Consider the following 19,416-nt stretch of genomic DNA (forward strand, 5'->3'; position numbering starts at 1 on the left):
CAATTTATGGTGAAATTGTCTTCCGATTGCGTTTAAAATTTTAAATTATCTAAATCGGAAGGAGAGCTGATGGTTGTTTCCTGGTATTGCAGACTCCATCCCATGGAATTGGTTAGAATATAGATCTTGGAGAGTTCATTGATTAGCCTTTCCTTGGCATCATCTTTCAGGTCAGACTGATCGATTTTTGCCTGAACCATTTTATTTACGCTTCCTTTGATCTTGTTATAATCAGCAGCATCAAACTTATTGAAATAATCTTGACTGACATCATAGTATTGAAGGTCAGGGTAAATGTTGATTTCCGGTTCGGGAAGAAATAGAATACGTACTTGTTTGGCCTCCGGGTCTACTTCCGTTTTAATTTGCCTAAGGTCATATGCGATGGTTACTTTCGCATTCACTATCACTAATGCTTTTTTATTGGCAGAGAAGATATCGAAATAATTTTTTTTGGTGTTTTTATAACTCAAAACCTGAGAAAACTGCCCTTCAGTGACAATCAGTTTACCTACCTGTTTAATTTGCTGTTCTAAAAGTGCCGAATTGAGCTGTATTTCTTCCTGTTGCTTGCTTTTGCCCATGAAATACTGAAATGACCAAATGACTGCTATTGCGGTGATGATTCCTGCAAAAAACCTAAACATAAATTTGGATTAAAACATGGATGAACTATTTAACGCTTAAACCCGAAATATGCAATAGACATCCTATTACGTGCTGAAATCGCTTTAAAATACCCAATCGTTGCTGTTTTCAATTTCACTATAGCGGTGCTATGCTAAAATCTCCAAACAGTCTGATTTTCTTGCGATTGCAACACTTTCCGTAAACACGGGACAGGCATCACCCCTGACTATCGTCAGGGCCAGGAAATCCTATTACATAATCCGGGTTAAATGTGTGATGCTATTTCCCACAAGGGAGATAAATACTTTCTGTCCAAAAACAGAAAATCTCATTACACAATTCAGATTTATTATAACAAATGAAAGGAGAATATGATTGCCTTCCAATAAAAAAAAGTTGAATGACCGACATGGGTTATTTAATTGTGGGAAATTTTATTAGGAAAAACCTTTTAATAAAAGAAATACATTGAATATATTAGTACAAAAGCCCAAAACAATACACTCAAATTAACAAATATGATGGATTTTCCATGGTTTCAATTTTATCCGGAAGCCGTTCCTAAGCAAATAGACCCGGATCAATACAGTAGTGCAGTAGATCTTTTTGAAGAAAGTATAGTAAAATTTGGAGATGCGGTAGCCTATGAATGTATGGATAAAACTATATCCTTCAATGAATTAGATAAATTATCGTCCACCTTTGCTTCCTTTTTACAGCATGAACTTAACCTAAAAAAAGGTGATCGCATTGGTATTCAAATGCCTAATTTACTACAGTACCCAATCGTCATGTTTGGCGCGCTAAGAGCCGGTCTGATAGTGGTAAATACCAATCCATTGTATACTTCTTCGGAGATGGAGCATCAGTTTTCTGACGCAGGGGTCAAAGCGGTCGTTATCGTTGCTAATTTTGCACATAATCTTGAAAAAATTAAAAGTAAAATAGGCCTTAAGCATATAGTCATTACTGAAATAGGTGATTCACTTGGTGGGTTAAAAGGGAATATCGTCAATTTAGTAGTGAAATACATCAAAAAGATGGTTCCTGCTTATAATATACCGGAGGCATGGAGCTTTAAAAAGGCAATGGTAGCTGGTGAGAAAAAAGCTTATGTAAGGCGGGAGTTGGCTCATAAAGATTTGGCTTTCCTACAATATACTGGAGGAACTACTGGTGTGTCCAAAGGTGCCATGTTAAGTCATGGCAATATCGTTGCCAATATGCAGCAGATTTCTGCCTGGATGAAACCTAGGTTAATCGAAAAGGAGGAGACGGTAATAACTGCACTTCCTTTGTACCATATTTTCGCATTGACAGTCAATTGTCTGGCCATGATGAAGATTGGTGCTCACAATGTGTTGATCACCAACCCCCGCGATATGCCTACATTTTGTAAAACACTTAAAAAGCATCCTTTCAGTGTTTTTACAGGAGTCAATACCCTTTTCAATGGTTTGTTGAACCAAGAATCTTTCAGATCTTTGGACTTTAGTTCGCTTAAAATAGCAGTTGCAGGTGGAATGGCCCTTCAGTCATTTGTTGCCAAAAGATGGAAAGAAGTGACGGGAGTTGCGATATCTGAAGGCTATGGGCTTACTGAGACCTCTCCTGTGGTTACTTGTAACCCCATAGATGGTACAGAAAGGTTGGGTACAATTGGTATTCCTTTACCTAACACGGATGTAAAAATTGTAGATGATGAAGGAAATGATTTGCCCTTAGGTGAAAGAGGAGAATTGTGCGTTAAGGGCCCTCAGGTTATGCCAGGCTATTGGGAAAGACCTGAAGAAACCGCTGATAGCTTTTTGGGAGAGTGGTTTAAAACAGGAGACATAGCGGTTAAGGATAAAGACGGATACTTTAAAATCGTAGATCGTAAGAAGGAAATGATTTTGGTGTCTGGCTTCAATGTTTACCCTAACGAGGTAGAAGATGCCTTGACGGCGCATGATAGGATCAACGAAGCAGGGGTAATAGGTATTCCTGATGAGAAATCTACTGAGAGGGTAGTCGCCTATGTAATTGCCACAGACAAATCGCTTTCAGAAGAGGACTTGATTGCCTTTTCTAGAGAAAGCCTGACAAGTTATAAGGTGCCAAAAGAAATATATTTTGTGGATGAACTTCCCAAATCAAATGTTGGAAAAATCCTCAGAAGAGTAATCAAAGAAAATCACTTAAAGAAGATGGTGCTTTAAACCATCTTCTTTTCTTGGTCTATATATTTAATGATTTTAGCAGGGTTTCCTCCGACGATGACGTCTGCAGGTACATCCTTTGTGACAACTGCGCCTGCGGCAATAATGCTCCTGTCACCAATGTTTACTCCTGGACAAATAATCGCTCCTCCTCCGACCCAAACATCATCACCAATAGTCACTGGCTTACCAAATTCAAGCTGGCTGCCCCTTGTTTTGGCGTCGATTGGATGAGTTGCAGCATAAATATTTACTCCAGGCCCAAACATGCTTCGGTTACCAATTGTAATTGAATTAATGTCTAAGAGTACACAATTGAAATTAAAAAAAACCTGATCCCCCACACTGATATTATAACCATAATCGCAGTAAAAAGGAGGCTCCAAACCAAAATCTTTGCCTACATGCTTAAAAAGCTTTTTAGCGATATTAACCTTATGGGTGCTGTCTCCAGGGAGGTTTTGGTTTAAGTCATTGAGTAATTGTCTGGTATGAAACCTGTCCTTGCTTAGGGTTTCGTCTGATGCCAGGTACAATTCACCATCAAGCATTTTTTCTTTTTCAGATTTCATAGGTTATTGGACAATTAGTTGGTTCTTTATTTGAGTAAGATGCCTCTTTTCATGGCTCAAAATAATTTCTATTGCTGTGTCCAAAGGGTATACAATCCATTTATTGGCCGGAGAATAAATCATAAGTTTTTGATTTAGATAAGGTTCCATCTTTTGAATGTAATTGGACAATTGGTCTTGTTTATTGAAAAAATCAAACTTCAGGTCATTGTTATGCATCTTTTCAGCAGGTTCCCAGGAAGAAAAAGTTTTAATTTTTGTACTTTTATTCATGGATGCAAGGATCATCTCTCCCGTTTTTTTACCATAAAAAGGAAGCCTACCTAATAGTGGTGTCTTAAACTTCTGGTCAATGATTTGTTGAAAAATGGGAAAATAAGAAGCATTAACTTGGATTAAATGGTCAATAATTTCCATTGGGCTCCATTTTCCAGGTCCTGGTTTTAAGTTTAAAGTAGTAAGGTCATAATCCTCTAAGAGCTTCTCAAATTCCCAAGTGATTTTGGTTAATTCCATTTGCCAGGCATCTGCTTTTTCTTTCATAATCGCTATGTTTAATAAAGTATTTGAATTAAAAGATGCCCTGAAGGAAATTGTTTGCTTCGTTCTTCAGTTTAATATCTAATATTACAAATTTGACAACTTTTATTCAAGAAGAAATAAATGAATCATTTTGTTTTTTCTGAGTATTGTTTTTACTTATGAGTTATTTATGTACGCAATAGTAGATATTGAAACTACGGGAGGATTTACTGGTAATAACAAGATTATCGAGATTGCCGTGGTTTTTCATGATGGTGAGAAAATTACCGGGCAATATGAGCAATTGTTGGATCCGGAAATGCATGTGCCTGGTTTTATCACAGGGCTCACAGGCATAGACTCACAGATGCTTGAAGGAGCACCTACTTTTGCAGATATTTCTGATGAACTTTTTGACTTATTAGAAGATAAGGTATTTGTCGCTCATAATGTAGGCTTTGATTATAGCTTTGTTAAGCAGGCATTTGAAAGAGAAGGAAAAGTGTACAAACCCAAACGCCTGTGTACTGTAAGATTAAGTAGGAAAATTTTTCCTGGGCTTAAAAGTTATAGCCTGGGTCGTCTATGTGAATCAAGAGGAATCACCGTGAATGATCGTCACCGCGCTATGGGTGATGCATGGGCCACATCTATATTGTTTGGCCAACTTCTGGAGGCAGATCATGAGGACCATATTGGTCAAGCCATAAAAGGCAAGCACAAGGCATTAACCCTACCTCCCAATATCAGCAAAGAACAGTTTAATGAAATCCCACAATCTACAGGGGTGTATTATTTTCATGATGCCAACGGGAAAGTGATCTATGTAGGCAAAGCAGTGAACATACAAAGTCGCTTCAATGGACACTTTACAGGTAAAGCTAAGTTGAGTTTAAAAAGTGAGATATGTGACGTAAGTTATGAAGTTACAGGAAGTGAGTTACTGGCATTGTTGTTAGAGGCCATGGAAATCAAAAGGCTGTGGCCAAAGTACAACAGGTCGCTAAAAGTAAAAGCCATGTCTTGGGGTATTTTCTCCTATACGGACAGGGAAGGTTACACTCGGTTTCAAATCAATAAGATTGTACCCGGAATTAAGCCTTTAGCTACATTTACCAGCCATGCCAGTGGTTGGAAATTCTTAGTAGAAAAAAACCAGGAATACCAGCTTTGCCCAAAACTTAATGGAATACAAAAAAAGAATGGAGCCTGTTATGATTTTCAAGTAGGTGAATGCAATGGGGCCTGCTGTGGCAAAGAATTGCCTGAAGTTTATAACGAAAGAGCCGATGAAGTTTTTGCTGCTGTGAAAATGGAAGGAGAAAGGTTCTTGGTGAAAGATATAGGTAGAAATCCCGAAGAAGAGGTCGCATTGCTTTTTGAAGATGGTTTTCTTTCTGCCTATGGTTTTTTGGACTTAAACATGTCCTATCAATCCTCCGAAGAAGTGATCTCTGCACTAAAACCTGTTAAAAGAGTGGTTGAGACTCGTTATTTACTGAAATCCTTTTGGGATAAAATACCTGAAAACAATATAGTTTATTTAGAAAATAGTTGAATTTGCTTGAAACATAAACCTCTATAAAAAAAATATTATGAAAATAAACGATCAAGAACCACTGCCAGTATATGTACCTGATCCTTCAAGGTATGATAACATGAAATTCCGAAGATGCGGTAAAAGTGGATTGGATTTGCCAGCCATCTCTTTAGGGCTCTGGCACAATTTCGGTCATAGTGATGACCTTAAGGTAGGAAGAGAAATTTTAAGAACAGCCTTTGATTTGGGGATTACGCATTTTGATCTTGCGAACAATTATGGACCTCCTTATGGTGCTGCTGAAGAGAATTTTGGTAGAATTCTTAAAAAGGATTTTTTAGCTTATAGAGATGAGTTGCTGATTTCTTCCAAGGCAGGATGGGACATGTGGCCTGGTCCATATGGTAACTTTGGCTCCAAGAAATACTTGGTCGCTAGTCTGGACCAAAGTTTAAAAAGAATGGGACTGGATTATGTAGATGTATTTTATCACCACAGGCCAGATCCAGATACTCCTTTAGAGGAAACCATGGGCGCCTTGGATTTGATTGTGCGTCAGGGAAAGGCGCTTTATGTAGGTATTTCTCAATACAGTGCAGCTGACACAATCAAAGCGGCTAAAATATTGAAAGAGTTAGGAACGCCTTGTTTAATTCACCAACCGCGGTATAACATGATGGACAGGTGGGTAGAAAAGGATTTACTGAATGTGTTAGATGAGTCAGGTATAGGTGCCATTGCCTTTTCTCCTCTGGAGCAAGGAGTTCTAACCAATAAATACCTCAATGGTTTTCCTGAGGATTCAAGAGCCGTAAAGGATGGAAGGTATCTTAAATCCAGTAATATAACTTCAGCGGTATTGAGTCAGGTTAAAAAATTAAATGACCTTGCAGAAGAAAGAGGGCAGAGTCTTGCTCAAATGGCCATAGCTTGGTTGTTGAAGAGTCCAACAATTACCTCGGTGCTTGTTGGTGTTAGTAAAGCCTCTCAGCTTCAGGATAATGTGAATAGTCTGAAGAATTTAAGTTTTACTGAGGACGAATTACTAAAAATTGAAACAATTTTAAAAAGCTAGGCAAACAATTTTACATAAAATTCTGCCTTAAAGGCCTTTGGAATACATTAAGAATTCCAAAGGCCTTTTTTATTTTGCAATTATAATATTTTTAATGGCGAAATTTACTTATAATCGGTTTATTTTCTATTTTAAATTTGTATATTGGGTAAGAACCCAAAAACAAAAAGGTATGAAAAAGCAGCTAATCATTTGGTTAATATCCGTAATGGCAGTAGTCAATGTTTATGGACAAAACGAGCAATTTTTGGTCTTGGAATTCATCAAAGTAGAGCCGAATAAAGTTTTGGATTATTTAGAATATAAGGAGTTTTTAGAGAAGGTTTACGAACAAGAAAAGAATGATGGACACATCAGTGGATGGGACTTTTGGTCACTTCAATCAGGTTCTGATTTAGAAGGGGAAAACTTCCAATACTTGACTGTTACCTATTATGAAGACCCTGTATCGATGATGAATGGGAACAACATGAATCAGTTGATCAATAGTGCGGTACAAGCTTTTCCTGAAATGAGTGCAGAACAAGCAAAAAATAAGATTGCTTCTTCTTTGGAAATGAGGGATTTAGCTGTTAGGAGCTATATGTTAGAAGTGGCGAGAACGGATGATGATTTCCAATACACTCCCGGGATTTTAGCTACTTTCGATCTTATGAAGGCAGTTGAAGGTAAATTTCAAGAATACGAAACTGCTGAAGAACAAATATTTTTGCCTCTTCATCAGAAAAAAATCTCCAATGACCTAATGGAAGATTGGAGATTTTTGAGAACAGCACTACCAACAGGAAGTGAAGCAAAATCTACTCATTTGACCATGAACATTTACAGGGATTATATTCAGTTTTTTAATTCTATGGAATTTGAAGACATGGAGATGACAGATAAAGAGCAAGAAGCAATGCTAGAGGGCTTAAAATCCAGAGATCAAAAATGGGTTTATTTGGCGACCCTACAATCCGCAGTCAGGTAAAAGCACTATAATTTAGGTAATGGTAAATTAAACCCGAAATATGCAATAGACAATCTATTACGTGCTGTAATAACTTTAAAATCAGTCATTTCGTTGCTATTTTCGACTTCACCATAGCGGTGCTATGACTCAGTCTCCAAATAGCCTGATTTTATTGTGATTGCAACACTTCCCGTAAACACGGGACAGGCTTCACCCCTGACTATTGTCAGGACGGAGAAATCCTATTACATAATCCGGGTTTAAAGAGGCCACAGAAAAGCAATAAGGTTGCTGATCCTGTGGCCTCTTTTTTATAATGATCTTAGTTAGTCGGGATTTTATGTGTCTAATCCAACTTATGCAATAGGGTAGTACTAATGCTTCGGGAATATTCCCTTAATAAAACAGATGTTTTATGGTTTTTTTTAAGGGTTGAATACAGTGTTCTTCCAACCGAAATGCTTACAGATTAAAACCATCAAAAAATTGACCCCAGTATGAAAGACTACAAGTAAGAAGATCGCTAGTAGTGGCACACCAAATACCTGTAGGGGCCAATAATAAGTCCAAACGCCTAAATTAATGGTTATGATTTCACCAAAAGTGGGGAATATCATAGCTATGACAATTGACAATAGGATTTTGGTAGCTATTTTTTTGATACTTAAAGCTGAAATTAAATCTTTTTCTAGCTGGTAGATATAGGTAAAAGCCAAAGCCCATGCAAAAGGCAGCCAATAGGGAAAAGACCTGCCCAAGCTAAGGTCATGGTATTCCCAATAACCAAAAAAAACGCCCCAGATCTCACAGCAAACACCTAATACACCGCCGATAATTGTTCCAGTCAGAAACACCATCTTGTCATCAGCATTGCGCTTCCACCTTTTTGCTAGGGAGTATATCAGGTAAATGGCCAATACCAGGCCAATCCAGAAATCATGAGAATGAAAAAAACCAATAAAAAGGCCCGCCAGCGTTAGCTTGATGAAGTTCTTAATGATTATTCTGCTACTTTCGGCCCTTGATGTACTGCTGTATTCAGTGTCCAATTGATCGGAGTTAAAAGTGAAAGGCAAAACTATACAATATTTACCTATAAGCCCTCAAATTTCCAATTTTTCAAAAGTTTTTCCAACTTTTTCACACCTGTACTGGCTTTCTCCTCAATAAAGAAAATATTTTCCTGGCTGGGGATGTGTGGAATTATTGGATCAATGACAAATTTAGGAATTTCTTTTCTGGTATAGTCTATCAATCCCGCAGCAGGATAGACCAACATAGAAGTGCCTATGATGACCAAGGCGTCTGCATTTTCAACTGCAGAAATAGCAGAAGTCATCATTGGTACAGGTTCACCAAACCAGACAATATAGGGTCGTAGCTGACTACCTTTTTCGCATTTATCTCCTATTTTTAATTCCCAGCCTTCAATGGGATACACTAATTTTGGATCAATGGTGCTCTGTGCTTTGAACAACTCTCCATGGAGGTGAAGTACTGTTGATGAGCCAGCCTTCTCATGTAAATCATCAACGTTTTGAGTAATAATAGTAACCTTATACTTTTTCTCAAGTTCCGAAAGCTTAAGATGGGCTTCATTTGGCTTGGCATAAAGGCCAGTTTTCCTACGCGAATTATAAAATTCAAGTACCTTTTCCTTGTCTTTGTTCCAGCCTTCTGGTGAGGCTACTTCCATCACATCATGTCCTTCCCAAAGTCCATTGTCATCCCGAAAGGTTTTTATTCCACTTTCCGCAGAAATTCCCGCTCCTGTTAGGACAACAAGATTTTTAATTTCTGATTTCATTGTACTATTTGTATTTTATTGTCTTTAATAAAAAACCTGAACTTCCACTTTTCGGTCTTCTGGCCGTGAATTCCTTTGAACTCCCCTTATCAATAGTGCACCCGGTTGACGTTCTATCCTGTCTTTGTCTACACCAAATCGACTCAATAAGCTTTCTTCAACCACAGCGGCCCTCTTTTCTATCAATTTAAGGTTATAAGAGGTGCTGCCAGTATTGTCAGCAAAGCCTTTCACCAATATTATAGCTTTAGGCGTTTGGTTTAACATTTTAACCAAAGGAGCTAACTTTAAGGTTTCATTTTCTGATAAAATACTCTGATTTGATTCAAAATAAATTTCAGCGTAAAGGCCATTTTCTATTAAAGCTGCTTTGCTTTCATTCGAATTTAACAATTGTGAATTGTTTCCCTGAACGTTTGCCGGTGTTTCAAATTTGTACTTTTGCCCGCCAATTCCTTGTCCTGGTATTGCCTTAAATCCAGTACTGATTGAATTCATTTCTACAGTGTCCAACTGCACGAGTGCGGTGCTGTCAGCGATCATCGTTGAGTCCATGCCAATAGGAGCTGTAACATAGGCAGCTTGGTTGACTGCGGAAGGTCGACCATAATAAGGTAGGGGATAAAGGATATTGGAATTAGCCACTTGGCTTTCAGGAGAAGCTGCTACAAACGGGGCATTTATTTGAGGATCACTCTGTTCTCTCAAATTGTTTTGATTGTAACGACTATAAACAGTCTCTTTTTCTTGAACGTAAACAATTTCTGGATCGGATTGTCTAAAGGGGTATTGCCAAATGGTCACCGAATCCCTTTTTTGCTCCGTTTCGCTAATTCTGGAATTGAGTGCCGAAAATGTAAGCGTACTGTCAGCATTAGTTCTTGATTCTATTTGGGCAGGTATTTCTTGGACCTTGCTTTCAATAGGCAATGCTTTTCTTTCGGGTGCTAACACCTTTTCCTTATTGAAGTCACTGTTGTTTATGATTGTCTCTGATGAAGCTGTGTTATTTGAAGAATCCGTTCCTTCATATTCAATCTTTATCTCAGTGATTGATCGAATTATTGTCGAAGATGGGCTTATTGTGTTGGCTCTGAAGGCTGTTCTCGAAGGGAGAAAACTTATTTTTAGCCCAAATTGATGGTTGAAGAACCAATCCCGGTTGTTTTGCGCATCTCCTCTGATCATTCTGTCAGAAGGGCTTAAAGCAACTCCAGGATAGGCTGCATATTTTTGAAATTCATCAACATAGCTAGTTCTGGAAGATCCATCCACATCATCAATATAATCTGTATTTGTTCTTTTTACATCTGATTGAAAATACAGCTCAATTTGCTTGGTTAGCCTAAATCTTATTCCAATACCTGCTGCCAAATAAAAAGCATTTTCATCATAGCCATTATTGCTAGAGGCCTGAAGTTTTCCTAGGTCGGTTTCGAAGTTTCCATCAGTGATTAACTCATTTTGTGAATAATCGTATTGGTTTCCATCCTTATCTAAAAGGTCACCTTTAGGTTTGAATTGTAACCAACCTCCATGTACAGAAAGGTAAGGGGCTATAAGTGCATTTTCCCGCAATATTTTTCCATTGTCGCTTCTAAAAACAAAACCTAAACCCAAGTCTTTTACCCGCGTCTTGAAATTTAAAGCCCTATTGAAATTTGGTCCATCAATTTTTAAAGCATCATTGGTGTCTACAAATCGGTCACTCATGGACAAGGTATATTGTCCCCCATTTAGCAGTAACCCCCAGCTTGCATTTATTCTTTGCTCTATGGATAAAGAAATGGATGGAGATTGGTTGTAGTTGGCATTATAAGAATAAGTTTCACCCAAAGAATTCCAATCTGGAAATTTTCCATAGCGGTAATTACTGAGGTCACCATAATAATTGGAATATCCTATTCCAGCCCCAATTCGCAGCTTATAAGGGTTTAATTGAGCTGATAGGTTAGCTGACTGAGCTATAAACAGGCCTAGGAAGAGTAGTGTTCTAAACATGCTTTTAAGGTTTAAGTCCTAACCAAATATTGAATTCTGCACTAAAGCCTATGAATGGGTAAACGGTTACATCTTCGAAATTTGAATTGACATTAGAGGACGTCAATACTGCTCCAGCATTAAATCGCATAATCCTGAATATGCTGTAACCTAAGCCAATGTAAGTAGGTCTACCAATAAGTGGCCCACTGATTTCAGTTTGGTTTCCATCCGTCATATTTGAGAAGAAAACACCTGTAGAGATGGAAGCATTCCCTAATATTTTGGTGAAATTTTTATTACCTAATGGGACAGAAATACCTGCAAAAGCAGAGGTTCCATAATCTAAATCGTTGAACCCCCCGCCAAAATAGGTCCCTGCATAACCAATGTTAATAGGTAAGTAATAGGGTTTTTTCTGTGTAGGATAGTTGTCTATCTCACGTACATCTACCAACATCAGTAAATTTGAACGAAGGTATTGATCTGTTTCAGCCTTTGTAAGGGCTACAAGCTGGGCCAAGATTTGATTGGCATAGTAGGCATTGTCCGTACCTTTGGTACTGTCATCTTTCTTCAATAAGTTGAATTTGGCGTTTTTTAATTTCAGCCCATGCACTTGCTCAATTTTCTGTTTTACCACATCACTAAAACCATTGAAGCTCTGATCCAGTTGGTGGGTGTAATTGCTAAGTCCTTGGTTTACAATTTCATTTAACTGTACCATCATGGCTTTTTGAGAGACCAAAGCTTTGACACCCTTTTTATTGACTTCAAAATTTGCATTAAGATAGGTTTCTAAATTGGTGTGAATGGCATCCTTCACCGCTGACATTTCGGTCGTGTCAGTGGCATTGTAGTAAAAAAACTTTAGGGTATAATTCTCATTACTTCTTAATGGGTAAGCAACATAAATTTCAAATGCTGATGGAATTGAAAGGTAAGCGGCTTTCCATATATAGCTCTCAGCTGTAGTTATTTTTTTATTGGCTTTATAAATTTTCACCTCTACCCGTCTTATACCTGGAGGAAGTACACCATCGATAAGAAATCTTTCTTCGGAAGGTAAAGGAAGCCCTGAATTGATCTGGTTTTTTTCAGGAGAAAAGGTGACCGACTTTATTTGACCTATAACCTGCAAGGGTAAAGTCAAGATTAAACATAAGATTAATAAATTTTTCATCATATTTTGGAATTGGAATGAGTCAATGTAGGTAAATGTTTTATGAATTTTATTTTTATACAATAATATTTTATAAAAATGGATATAATAAATTAATCTATAATCATGCCAGATTTTACCTTTGTTTTAATTTGCTTATAAATCGGGCCGAATCAAGGTGATTATTTAGAATCGCAATACAGCAAATTTGTGTTTTTGCTCTTTTAACCTGGATTAAGTAATAGAATGTCTATTGCATAATCCGGGTTTAATGCTATACTTTTCCTAATACCAACCTTTTACCGAAACCTATCACCTAGGTAAAAATGCATAAAAAAGGGTTTCTATTTTCAATAAAAAGGAGAAAGAGAATAGGTCAATTGGAGTGCCTCAGTGATGAATCTTTCTAAGCCTCAGGTGGACTAGGAATTCGCAAGGAGGAGAAGGGGATGAAGAGGAATTAGCACCTATAAGTTGCTATTTTTATGGGAAGGTAAAAAAAAAGAGAGACAATATTTTTGCCTCTCTTTTGAATAAATTCAGTGGTAATTGGTTTTCCTCAAAGATGTTTTTGATGGAAATTTCAATAAAATTCCATGATATTTAGTTGACTTTATTGACCAAAAACCCTCTTACAAAATCAATTTTAGAGATTTTTTACTCTTATGTTTTTAAAGAATAAAATGTCTCCGTGTCCAAGAAATCCTATATGTCCTGTTTTATTTGAAAGTCCAGGATGCTCTCTTTTATCTAAAGTTCCATTTTCTCTGGCATCTGAGATATTCACATCAAGTGTTTTAGTACCATTAAGAATAACTTGAATGCGGTCACCTTTTACGATTACTTCCTGATAGTTCCATTCACCTACAGGTTTAAGATGACCCCTTTTAGCAGCACTGACACCGTATAGGGAGCCATGATACTGATAAGGTTTTAATTTGCTGTATATTTCAGCTGTATCATCAAGGATTTGAAGTTCCATACCTGAATATGCAGCATCTCCTTTTAGAGGTGCCCTGATGCCCAATCCATTGTTGGCACCTGGAGTTAATTTGAATTCGAACCTGAATTCAAAATCCTCATATTCTTCTTTTGTCATCAGGTTTCCAGAACCACCTTTGCCTGGATAAATAGCTAAAACACCATTTTCTACAACATAGTCTGTTTTATTTCCTGTCCATTCGTCTAGATCTGTTCCATCAAATAAAACTTTAAAACCATCTTTTTTCTCCTGATCGCTAAGCTCAAATTTTGGAGCTCCTACTAACTCACGGATATAAATATCCCTGTAAGCTACATAGGTACCATGGGCTTGAAGTTCTATTTGTCCTGTTGGGAATATAGGTAACTCTCTGTCCCAGAAATTTTCTAGTGTTACATCGTCTACCACCAAATCACCATTCAGGTAAACAGTTACTTTTTCTCCCTGCATAATAATATGGAAAGTATTCCATTCTCCTACAGGATTATCAGCAACTTTTAAAGGCTTACTTGGATGTTTTTTGTTGTTGTACAACCCTCCAGAACCAACTTCTGCACCTACATTTGTTCTGGCAATATCCCAGATTTGAACTTGAGGTGTTCCTCTTAAATAGATACCGGCATCTCCATCAGCAGTGATCTTCCAATCCACAAACATTTCAAAATCACCGAAGTCTTTTTCTGCAGCTATGTTCTGACCTTTACCGGTGAATACAAGTAAACCATCTTCAGCTATCCAGCCAGTTTTCATGGTTTCGTTGGCTTTTTCCTGTTCTCTTTTGAAAGTTCTCTCAGTCATTTCAGCCCTTTTTATAGGGTTACTGAATACACCTTTCCAACCATCTAAATTTTCTTCATTGAAAAGCGGGTAGAAACCTTCTCCTTTAGGCATTTCATCAAGAAACTTCTTAAGAGAGGTCTTGTAATACTGACTGTCTTGTCCGCTGATCACTTCAATTGTTCTTTCAACAATTGACTTAACCTTGCTACCAAAAAGGGCATCGTTGTTCAATACAATTTTCATTACTGCTCTTGCAGCTTCTTGTTGGTAATCAGCTTTTTCCTGGTATTTTCCGGCTACGAGTAAAGCTTGAAAAGTAGGATAGTTACCGAGTTGACGTAAGATCGCATGAATATTTTCTTGACTTTTGGCCAATTCCAACGCATTTCTAAGCATCAATACTTTTTGAGTAGCCGTTCCTTCGGTTGAAGGGACTAACCTAATATAACCTGATAAGGCTTCGTCCATTAATTGATCAGTACTTGCATTTCTGGCAATATGCAATAATGGGCCTGTGGCCGCTGGATCTTCTGAATGATTCAAAGCACCAATAACTGCTTGTTTCTGTTTTACATTTCCTGTTTCATAAATGTCTTGAAGCTTGTTCAAAGCAGATTCACCACCAGTTTTTGCCAATACTTTATACAAGTACAACTGTTTGTCCAAATAAAGCTGAGGTAATAGATCCATAGCCCATTTGGTTTCTGATGCTAGGTTCCCTTTTTGGGCATTGGCAACAATGATTGCTTCTTGGATTTTATTCAAGTCATCTGCGGAGCTTTCATTTTTCAAAAGGTTAACCAGCTTAGGTAAATCATTTGGTGTAGCCATTGATGAAAGCGCTGTTAAAGCAGCTGATTTTACCTCAGAGTTATTGCTAGAGGTAGCAGTAAAGACAACATCAATTTGATCTTCTGCTGCTCTAGATGCCAAAAGACCTAATAATGCGATTTTATTGGCATTGTCTGCATTTCCAACCCTTTTTGCAACTTCGGATGTCACATTGTCTCCCTTCATGGTTTGCAAAGCTGTTAGCAATTGCATTTTATCTGAATCATTAGCTGAAGCCAATAGATCAAGAATTTGTGTCAAAGCCAAATTATCACCTGAAGTAACAACTGAGGAAATTGCTGTTTGACGAATTCTGTCATTGGTACTATTTAGATAAGGTAAAATAGTTTGCGCAATTGCTTCATTATGGACTTTGCCCATGCGTTGAAGAATGGCAACCACAGTTTCATCAGTTCCTTTGCTTAAAGTTTTTTTCCATCCTTCCAATCCTTGGATAAGTTGGTCATCGGTAACATAGCCTAAAGCAGTACCTCTGTACCTGTATTCATCCGATTGGGCTGCTTTATTTAGTCGCTTGCTTGATTTTTCAGGATCAAATTTCACCAATAATTCCAAAGCTCCAGCTTTGGTGTGGTAGTGTTGGCTTACATTTGTAGCCTTATCTAGTTTCTTGGCTAATTTTACCGCTAACTTATTACTTCCTTTAGCACCTAAATTGTCAATATACCTTAGGTATTGAGCTGAAGCATTGCTTGGCTCAAAAGTAAAGCCTGCTTTCTCAGCTTCAGCATACAATAAGCTTGCACTTGATGGATCAGCAATGCTGGCAGCAGCATATATGGCTACTTTTTTAAGTGAAGGGTTGCTGGAGTTTATATAGGTGGATACCGTTTCGGTAGCTTCTGCTGCTCCCATATCTCCCAATGCCTCAATGTAATTGGCTTTTTGGGCATCGTCGTTAGAAGCTTTTAGAGCGGCAATCAATGCAGAGGCAGCATTGGAAGAACCAATATTTGCCAATACTCTGGATGCTGTTCCTGAAAGCCTTTCATTTGTCAAATAAGGTTTGATGCTTTCTAAATTTCCATCTTTAGCGATCCATTTTATTTGTTTCAGCACAAAGTTTTGAGCTTCTGGATCAGTCAATTTTCCTATGGCATCTGTGTAGGCATCTACAGCCATATTCGCCAAATCTTCTCTGCCATCCTTACTTGCATAAAATGCAAAGCCGGCCAAAGCATACTCTATGTTTTCATTGTTGACACCTGGTTTCTGCATAAGTGCCATTTCGGTAATGCCACTAGCCCCCAAGTCTTCCATTTGTTTCATAGCCGCTTCTAAAGCACTTGCGTTATTGGCTGGAAACCGGTTAAGTAAATCTGCAATTTTAGTGGCGGTAGTTCTTCCCGCATCGAGTTGATTTTGCGCCTGACTTATAAACACATGCCCTACAAAAAGGCAAAGTATCAAAGCCACTCTTTTAATAAAATATTTTTCCATAATACTGGTTATTCCTTTTATGTTTTAGATCAAATGGTATAAGGTGCTCTCATGGGCTGATTCACGAGTCTGTTGGCTCCTTCATCATTTATGAATTCTAATTTTACAGGATCGAAATTCAAATCTCTGTTAAGTCTCAAGGCTGCCAATCCCATGTTTACCAAGGTGCAAGAGCGGAATCCATTCTGCTCATTAAGCGCAAATTTCTTTCTGTTTTTTACTGCATCTACAAAATCCGTCACCTGAGAAGCAGGATCAGGGAATTGCGCCAGTTTCCGTTCCATATTAGGAATATCTGATTTAAATCCTCTATAGAGTTTACCTTTTGGCCCTTCTATATAAGGAGCTTCTGTAGTACCTTCTCCATCTAAGACGATCTGGCATCCATCCTCATAGGTATAAGTGATCTTTCTCCATGTTCCAACTGCCTCAGGGTGTTGTTGTGGTGCATCAACCTCTACCTTGACAGGGCTTGTTTCATCTTTGCCGAGGAAATACTGTACCGGATCCAAATAGTGTTGTCCCATGTCTCCAAGTCCACCGCCATCATAATCCCAATATCCTCTAAAAGTACCATGGGTTCTATGCTCGTTATAAGGTTTATAAGGTGCTGGACCTAACCAACGGTCATAATCTAGCTCCTTAGGAATCGGCATTTCATTCAATCCGGTTTTCCCAACCCAGTAAAATTTCCAATCGAATCCAGTCAACTTACCGACAGTTACTTTAAGAGGCCAGCCAAGCATTCCGGAATCCACTAGTTTTTTGATGTTTTTTACCTCGGTATTCATACCGTAAAAATTGCTATCAAAGCGGAACCAGGTATTTAATCTAAAAACATTTCCATGTTGCTTTACAGCTTCCATGACTTTCTTGCCTTCACCAATAGTCCTTGTCATTGGCTTTTCGCACCATATGTCTTTTCCTTCTCTAGCAGCATCAGCAGCCATGATTCCATGCCAATGAGGAGGGGTGGCAATGTGTACTATATCTACTTCCGGGAGCTTGATTAGGTCTCTATAATCAGCAAAAGTTTTGACACCTTTCCCTAGTGTTTCTTGAGCGATACCAATGTGACGTGTATCTACATCACAAATGGCTACAGTTTTAGTTCCTGCATAATTGAAGTGGCCTCGGCCCATGCCGCCAACTCCGATTATGCCTTTTGTTAAGTGGTCACTGGGGGCCAGATGTCCTTTGCCCAAAACGTGTCGGGGTACAATACTTATGCCTCCTAGCGCCAAAAGACTCCCTTTTATGAAGGTTCTTCTGGAATTTTTTAAGTTACTTCTCATATTTAATTAAAATTTTTCTGAACTATTGATCCGTGAATATATTTCCTTGTGAAAGGATAAACAAATAAAAAGGGACTTAGGGTGAAATTTTACTGTGAAAATAGCGGTCAAATTCAATTTGGAATGATTTTGGTTATAATTTACCTATAATAAAACAAAAATTATAAAGATGGAAAAGAATAATAAAAACAATAAACATGATGATTTCCAGAAAAACAGCTTTACAGAAGCCCAAAATGAAGCAGAGGATGGTAAGGCTTCTAAAAAGCCTTTAAAGAATGTTGAGGTAAATGATAAAAAAGATGAAAAGGCTGCCAAAGATAAATTGTATAGGGCAAAAAATGCTGATAAAGAAGTGACCTCAGAAACTGATAAATACAGAAGAGATAACGCTTAAATAATACTATTATGCCGAAGGAAAAAATGAAGACTATAAAAAACGAGTCCCAATATGAAGCCCTTAGGGATAAAGGATACAGTAAAGAAAAATCCGCAAGAATAGCCAATGCTCCAAATACGGAAACGGGTAAAAAAGGTGGAAAAGCTTCTCCCTATGAAGAATGGACAAGGGAAGAACTTTACAATAAGGCTAAGGAAATCGGTTTAGAAGGGGTAAGTCAGTTGAAGAAGGAGGAATTAATTGATAAGCTAAGAAACAATTAAGAAAAACAGATCAGTAGATCCATATTTAATTTAACCCGAAATATGCAATAGACATTCTATTACGTGCTGAAATCGCTTTAAAATACCCAATCGTTGCTGTTTTCAATTTCACCATAGCGGTGCTATGCTAAAATATCCAAACAGCCGATTGTCTTGCGATTGCAACACTTCCCGTAAACACGGGACAGGCATCACCCCTGACTATCGTCAGGGCCAGGAAATCCTATAATATAATCCGGGTTTAACAAGAAAAAGTGATGGTTATTCAGTATCTGAGATATCTGAATAACCATCACTTTTGTATTTTTAAGAATAATTTCTTATTGGTCCCCCTTATTTTTTCTTTTTTTCATTGATTTTCTCCAGAATAGGTATAAAATCAGCACTAAAATTGGCAGGATTATGAAAATAACCAAATCACTGGTGTCGGAGAGGTCTATTTGATCAGTAGGTTTGGGGAGACCTTCCTGAATTTGGGCCATTAGCCCATTTGGAAATATAGATAATAAACAAAGTGTTAACATTAGGAAAGGAGTCTTTCTTATGTTTGAGCTACTGTACTTTTTAAATAATGCGATTTTATTTTTCATTGTACACCTTAGTTTTAAATTTTAACAAGCATCAGATTTTCTGTTGCGTAGCGGAATTACTTTCAAAACAGTCAATTTGTAGCGATTTGTGGACTTATCAATTGCGATAGATAACCATTGATTCAACCCGAAATATGCAATAGACTTTCTATTACGTGATGGAATCACTTTAAAATCAGTCACTTCGTTGCTATTTTCGACTTCACCATAGCGGTGCTATGACTCAGTCTCCAAATAGCCTGATTTTATTGTGATTACACCACTTCCCGTAAACACGGGACAGGCTTCACCCCTGACTATTGTCAGGACGGAGAAATCCTATTACATAATCCGGGTTCAAGAAAAACTTAATTCTATGGTCATTCCATAAATA

General features: G+C 37.8%; 16 protein-coding genes. 6 read left to right on the plus strand and 10 right to left on the minus strand.

The features are described 5' to 3' along the window. Window positions 1-32: 32 nt before the first annotated feature. On the minus strand, window positions 33-647 hold the full coding sequence (locus tag CA2015_RS17085; RefSeq protein ID WP_048643000.1) for a DUF4230 domain-containing protein: 615 nt from the start codon (window positions 645-647) through the stop codon (window positions 33-35). A 501-nt stretch (window positions 648-1,148) separates the two neighbouring features. Here CA2015_RS17085 and CA2015_RS17090 point away from each other — a divergent pair. Beyond that, window positions 1,149-2,831 carry an AMP-binding protein gene (locus CA2015_RS17090; RefSeq protein ID WP_048643001.1) on the plus strand — a complete coding sequence of 561 codons (1,683 nt, stop codon included), beginning with the start codon at window positions 1,149-1,151 and terminating at the stop codon, window positions 2,829-2,831. Here the strand turns inward: CA2015_RS17090 and CA2015_RS17095 are convergent. Beyond that, window positions 2,828-3,403: a sugar O-acetyltransferase gene (locus CA2015_RS17095; protein ID WP_048643002.1), complete on the minus strand. Its 576-nt coding sequence runs from the start codon at window positions 3,401-3,403 to the stop codon at window positions 2,828-2,830. The genes CA2015_RS17090 and CA2015_RS17095 overlap by 4 nt on opposite strands. Window positions 3,404-3,406: 3 nt before the next feature. Continuing rightward, on the minus strand, window positions 3,407-3,946 hold the full coding sequence (locus tag CA2015_RS17100) for a DinB family protein (protein ID WP_048643003.1): 540 nt from the start codon (window positions 3,944-3,946) through the stop codon (window positions 3,407-3,409). A 169-nt stretch (window positions 3,947-4,115) separates the two neighbouring features. Here CA2015_RS17100 and CA2015_RS17105 point away from each other — a divergent pair, with 169 nt between their 5' ends. The 3 genes from CA2015_RS17105 (at window position 4,116) to CA2015_RS17115 (ending at window position 7,510) form a co-directional block, all read left to right on the plus strand. Continuing rightward, window positions 4,116-5,483, plus strand: a complete 1,368-nt coding sequence (locus CA2015_RS17105; protein WP_048643004.1) for an exonuclease domain-containing protein — start codon at window positions 4,116-4,118, stop codon at window positions 5,481-5,483. A 37-nt stretch (window positions 5,484-5,520) separates the two neighbouring features. Next, complete coding sequence (mgrA, locus tag CA2015_RS17110; protein ID WP_048643005.1) at window positions 5,521-6,540, plus strand: L-glyceraldehyde 3-phosphate reductase; 1,020 nt, start codon at window positions 5,521-5,523, stop codon at window positions 6,538-6,540. Between the two features lie 172 nt (window positions 6,541-6,712). Further along, the gene (locus tag CA2015_RS17115) at window positions 6,713-7,510 is read left to right on the plus strand and encodes a hypothetical protein (RefSeq protein WP_048644587.1); all 798 of its coding nucleotides are present in this window, start codon (window positions 6,713-6,715) and stop codon (window positions 7,508-7,510) included. Between the two features lie 407 nt (window positions 7,511-7,917). Here the strand turns inward: CA2015_RS17115 and CA2015_RS17120 are convergent, their stop codons facing one another. The 6 genes from CA2015_RS17120 to CA2015_RS17145 form a co-directional block, all read right to left on the minus strand. Then, window positions 7,918-8,568, minus strand: coding sequence for a hypothetical protein (locus tag CA2015_RS17120; protein ID WP_240477825.1), 651 nt, complete (start codon window positions 8,566-8,568; stop codon window positions 7,918-7,920). Between the two features lie 17 nt (window positions 8,569-8,585). Beyond that, entirely contained in the window at window positions 8,586-9,299 is a 714-nt protein-coding gene (locus CA2015_RS17125; RefSeq protein ID WP_240477826.1) for an SIR2 family NAD-dependent protein deacylase, read from the minus strand. Window positions 9,300-9,323: 24 nt separating this feature from the next. Further along, a complete protein-coding gene (locus CA2015_RS17130; RefSeq protein ID WP_048643006.1) occupies window positions 9,324-11,300 on the minus strand; it encodes an OmpA family protein in 1,977 nt (658 codons plus the stop codon). A gap of 4 nt (window positions 11,301-11,304) precedes the next feature. Further along, on the minus strand, window positions 11,305-12,465 hold the full coding sequence (locus CA2015_RS17135) for a hypothetical protein (protein WP_240477827.1): 1,161 nt from the start codon (window positions 12,463-12,465) through the stop codon (window positions 11,305-11,307). A gap of 622 nt (window positions 12,466-13,087) precedes the next feature. Beyond that, window positions 13,088-16,495, minus strand: coding sequence for a DUF1080 domain-containing protein (locus tag CA2015_RS17140; RefSeq protein ID WP_048643008.1), 3,408 nt, complete (start codon window positions 16,493-16,495; stop codon window positions 13,088-13,090). Window positions 16,496-16,524: 29 nt separating this feature from the next. Next, window positions 16,525-17,790 (minus strand): Gfo/Idh/MocA family oxidoreductase, encoded by a 1,266-nt coding sequence (locus CA2015_RS17145; RefSeq protein ID WP_048643009.1) that lies wholly within the window; start codon window positions 17,788-17,790, stop codon window positions 16,525-16,527. 169 nt (window positions 17,791-17,959) lie between these two features. On the opposite strand from CA2015_RS17145, the gene CA2015_RS17150 reads away from it, so the two are divergent. Continuing rightward, window positions 17,960-18,187: a hypothetical protein gene (locus CA2015_RS17150; protein ID WP_048643010.1), complete on the plus strand. Its 228-nt coding sequence runs from the start codon at window positions 17,960-17,962 to the stop codon at window positions 18,185-18,187. 11 nt (window positions 18,188-18,198) lie between these two features. Continuing rightward, on the plus strand, window positions 18,199-18,453 hold the full coding sequence (locus CA2015_RS17155; protein ID WP_048643011.1) for a DUF7218 family protein: 255 nt from the start codon (window positions 18,199-18,201) through the stop codon (window positions 18,451-18,453). 320 nt (window positions 18,454-18,773) lie between these two features. Here CA2015_RS17155 and CA2015_RS25000 read toward each other — a convergent pair whose 3' ends face one another. Next, window positions 18,774-19,043, minus strand: a complete 270-nt coding sequence (locus tag CA2015_RS25000) for a hypothetical protein (RefSeq protein ID WP_048643012.1) — start codon at window positions 19,041-19,043, stop codon at window positions 18,774-18,776. Window positions 19,044-19,416 lie beyond the last annotated feature (373 nt).

Origin of the sequence: Cyclobacterium amurskyense (assembly GCF_001050135.1) — a bacterium.
GTDB lineage: Bacteria > Bacteroidota > Bacteroidia > Cytophagales > Cyclobacteriaceae > Cyclobacterium > Cyclobacterium amurskyense.

What these genes read in the sequence shown, in the direction of transcription:
- CA2015_RS17085 (WP_048643000.1), bottom strand. Translation starts at nt 647, where the DNA reads ATGTTTAGGTTTTTTGCAGGAATCATCACCGCAATAGCAGTCATTTGG.
- CA2015_RS17090 (WP_048643001.1), top strand. Translation starts at nt 1,149, where the DNA reads ATGATGGATTTTCCATGGTTTCAATTTTATCCGGAAGCCGTTCCTAAG.
- CA2015_RS17095 (WP_048643002.1), bottom strand. Translation starts at nt 3,403, where the DNA reads ATGAAATCTGAAAAAGAAAAAATGCTTGATGGTGAATTGTACCTGGCA.
- CA2015_RS17100 (WP_048643003.1), bottom strand. Translation starts at nt 3,946, where the DNA reads ATGAAAGAAAAAGCAGATGCCTGGCAAATGGAATTAACCAAAATCACT.
- CA2015_RS17105 (WP_048643004.1), top strand. Translation starts at nt 4,116, where the DNA reads ATGTACGCAATAGTAGATATTGAAACTACGGGAGGATTTACTGGTAAT.
- mgrA (WP_048643005.1), top strand. Translation starts at nt 5,521, where the DNA reads ATGAAAATAAACGATCAAGAACCACTGCCAGTATATGTACCTGATCCT.
- CA2015_RS17115 (WP_048644587.1), top strand. Translation starts at nt 6,713, where the DNA reads ATGAAAAAGCAGCTAATCATTTGGTTAATATCCGTAATGGCAGTAGTC.
- CA2015_RS17125 (WP_240477826.1), bottom strand. Translation starts at nt 9,299, where the DNA reads ATGAAATCAGAAATTAAAAATCTTGTTGTCCTAACAGGAGCGGGAATT.
- CA2015_RS17130 (WP_048643006.1), bottom strand. Translation starts at nt 11,300, where the DNA reads ATGTTTAGAACACTACTCTTCCTAGGCCTGTTTATAGCTCAGTCAGCT.
- CA2015_RS17135 (WP_240477827.1), bottom strand. Translation starts at nt 12,465, where the DNA reads ATGATGAAAAATTTATTAATCTTATGTTTAATCTTGACTTTACCCTTG.
- CA2015_RS17140 (WP_048643008.1), bottom strand. Translation starts at nt 16,495, where the DNA reads ATGGAAAAATATTTTATTAAAAGAGTGGCTTTGATACTTTGCCTTTTT.
- CA2015_RS17145 (WP_048643009.1), bottom strand. Translation starts at nt 17,790, where the DNA reads ATGAGAAGTAACTTAAAAAATTCCAGAAGAACCTTCATAAAAGGGAGT.
- CA2015_RS17150 (WP_048643010.1), top strand. Translation starts at nt 17,960, where the DNA reads ATGGAAAAGAATAATAAAAACAATAAACATGATGATTTCCAGAAAAAC.
- CA2015_RS17155 (WP_048643011.1), top strand. Translation starts at nt 18,199, where the DNA reads ATGCCGAAGGAAAAAATGAAGACTATAAAAAACGAGTCCCAATATGAA.
- CA2015_RS25000 (WP_048643012.1), bottom strand. Translation starts at nt 19,043, where the DNA reads ATGAAAAATAAAATCGCATTATTTAAAAAGTACAGTAGCTCAAACATA.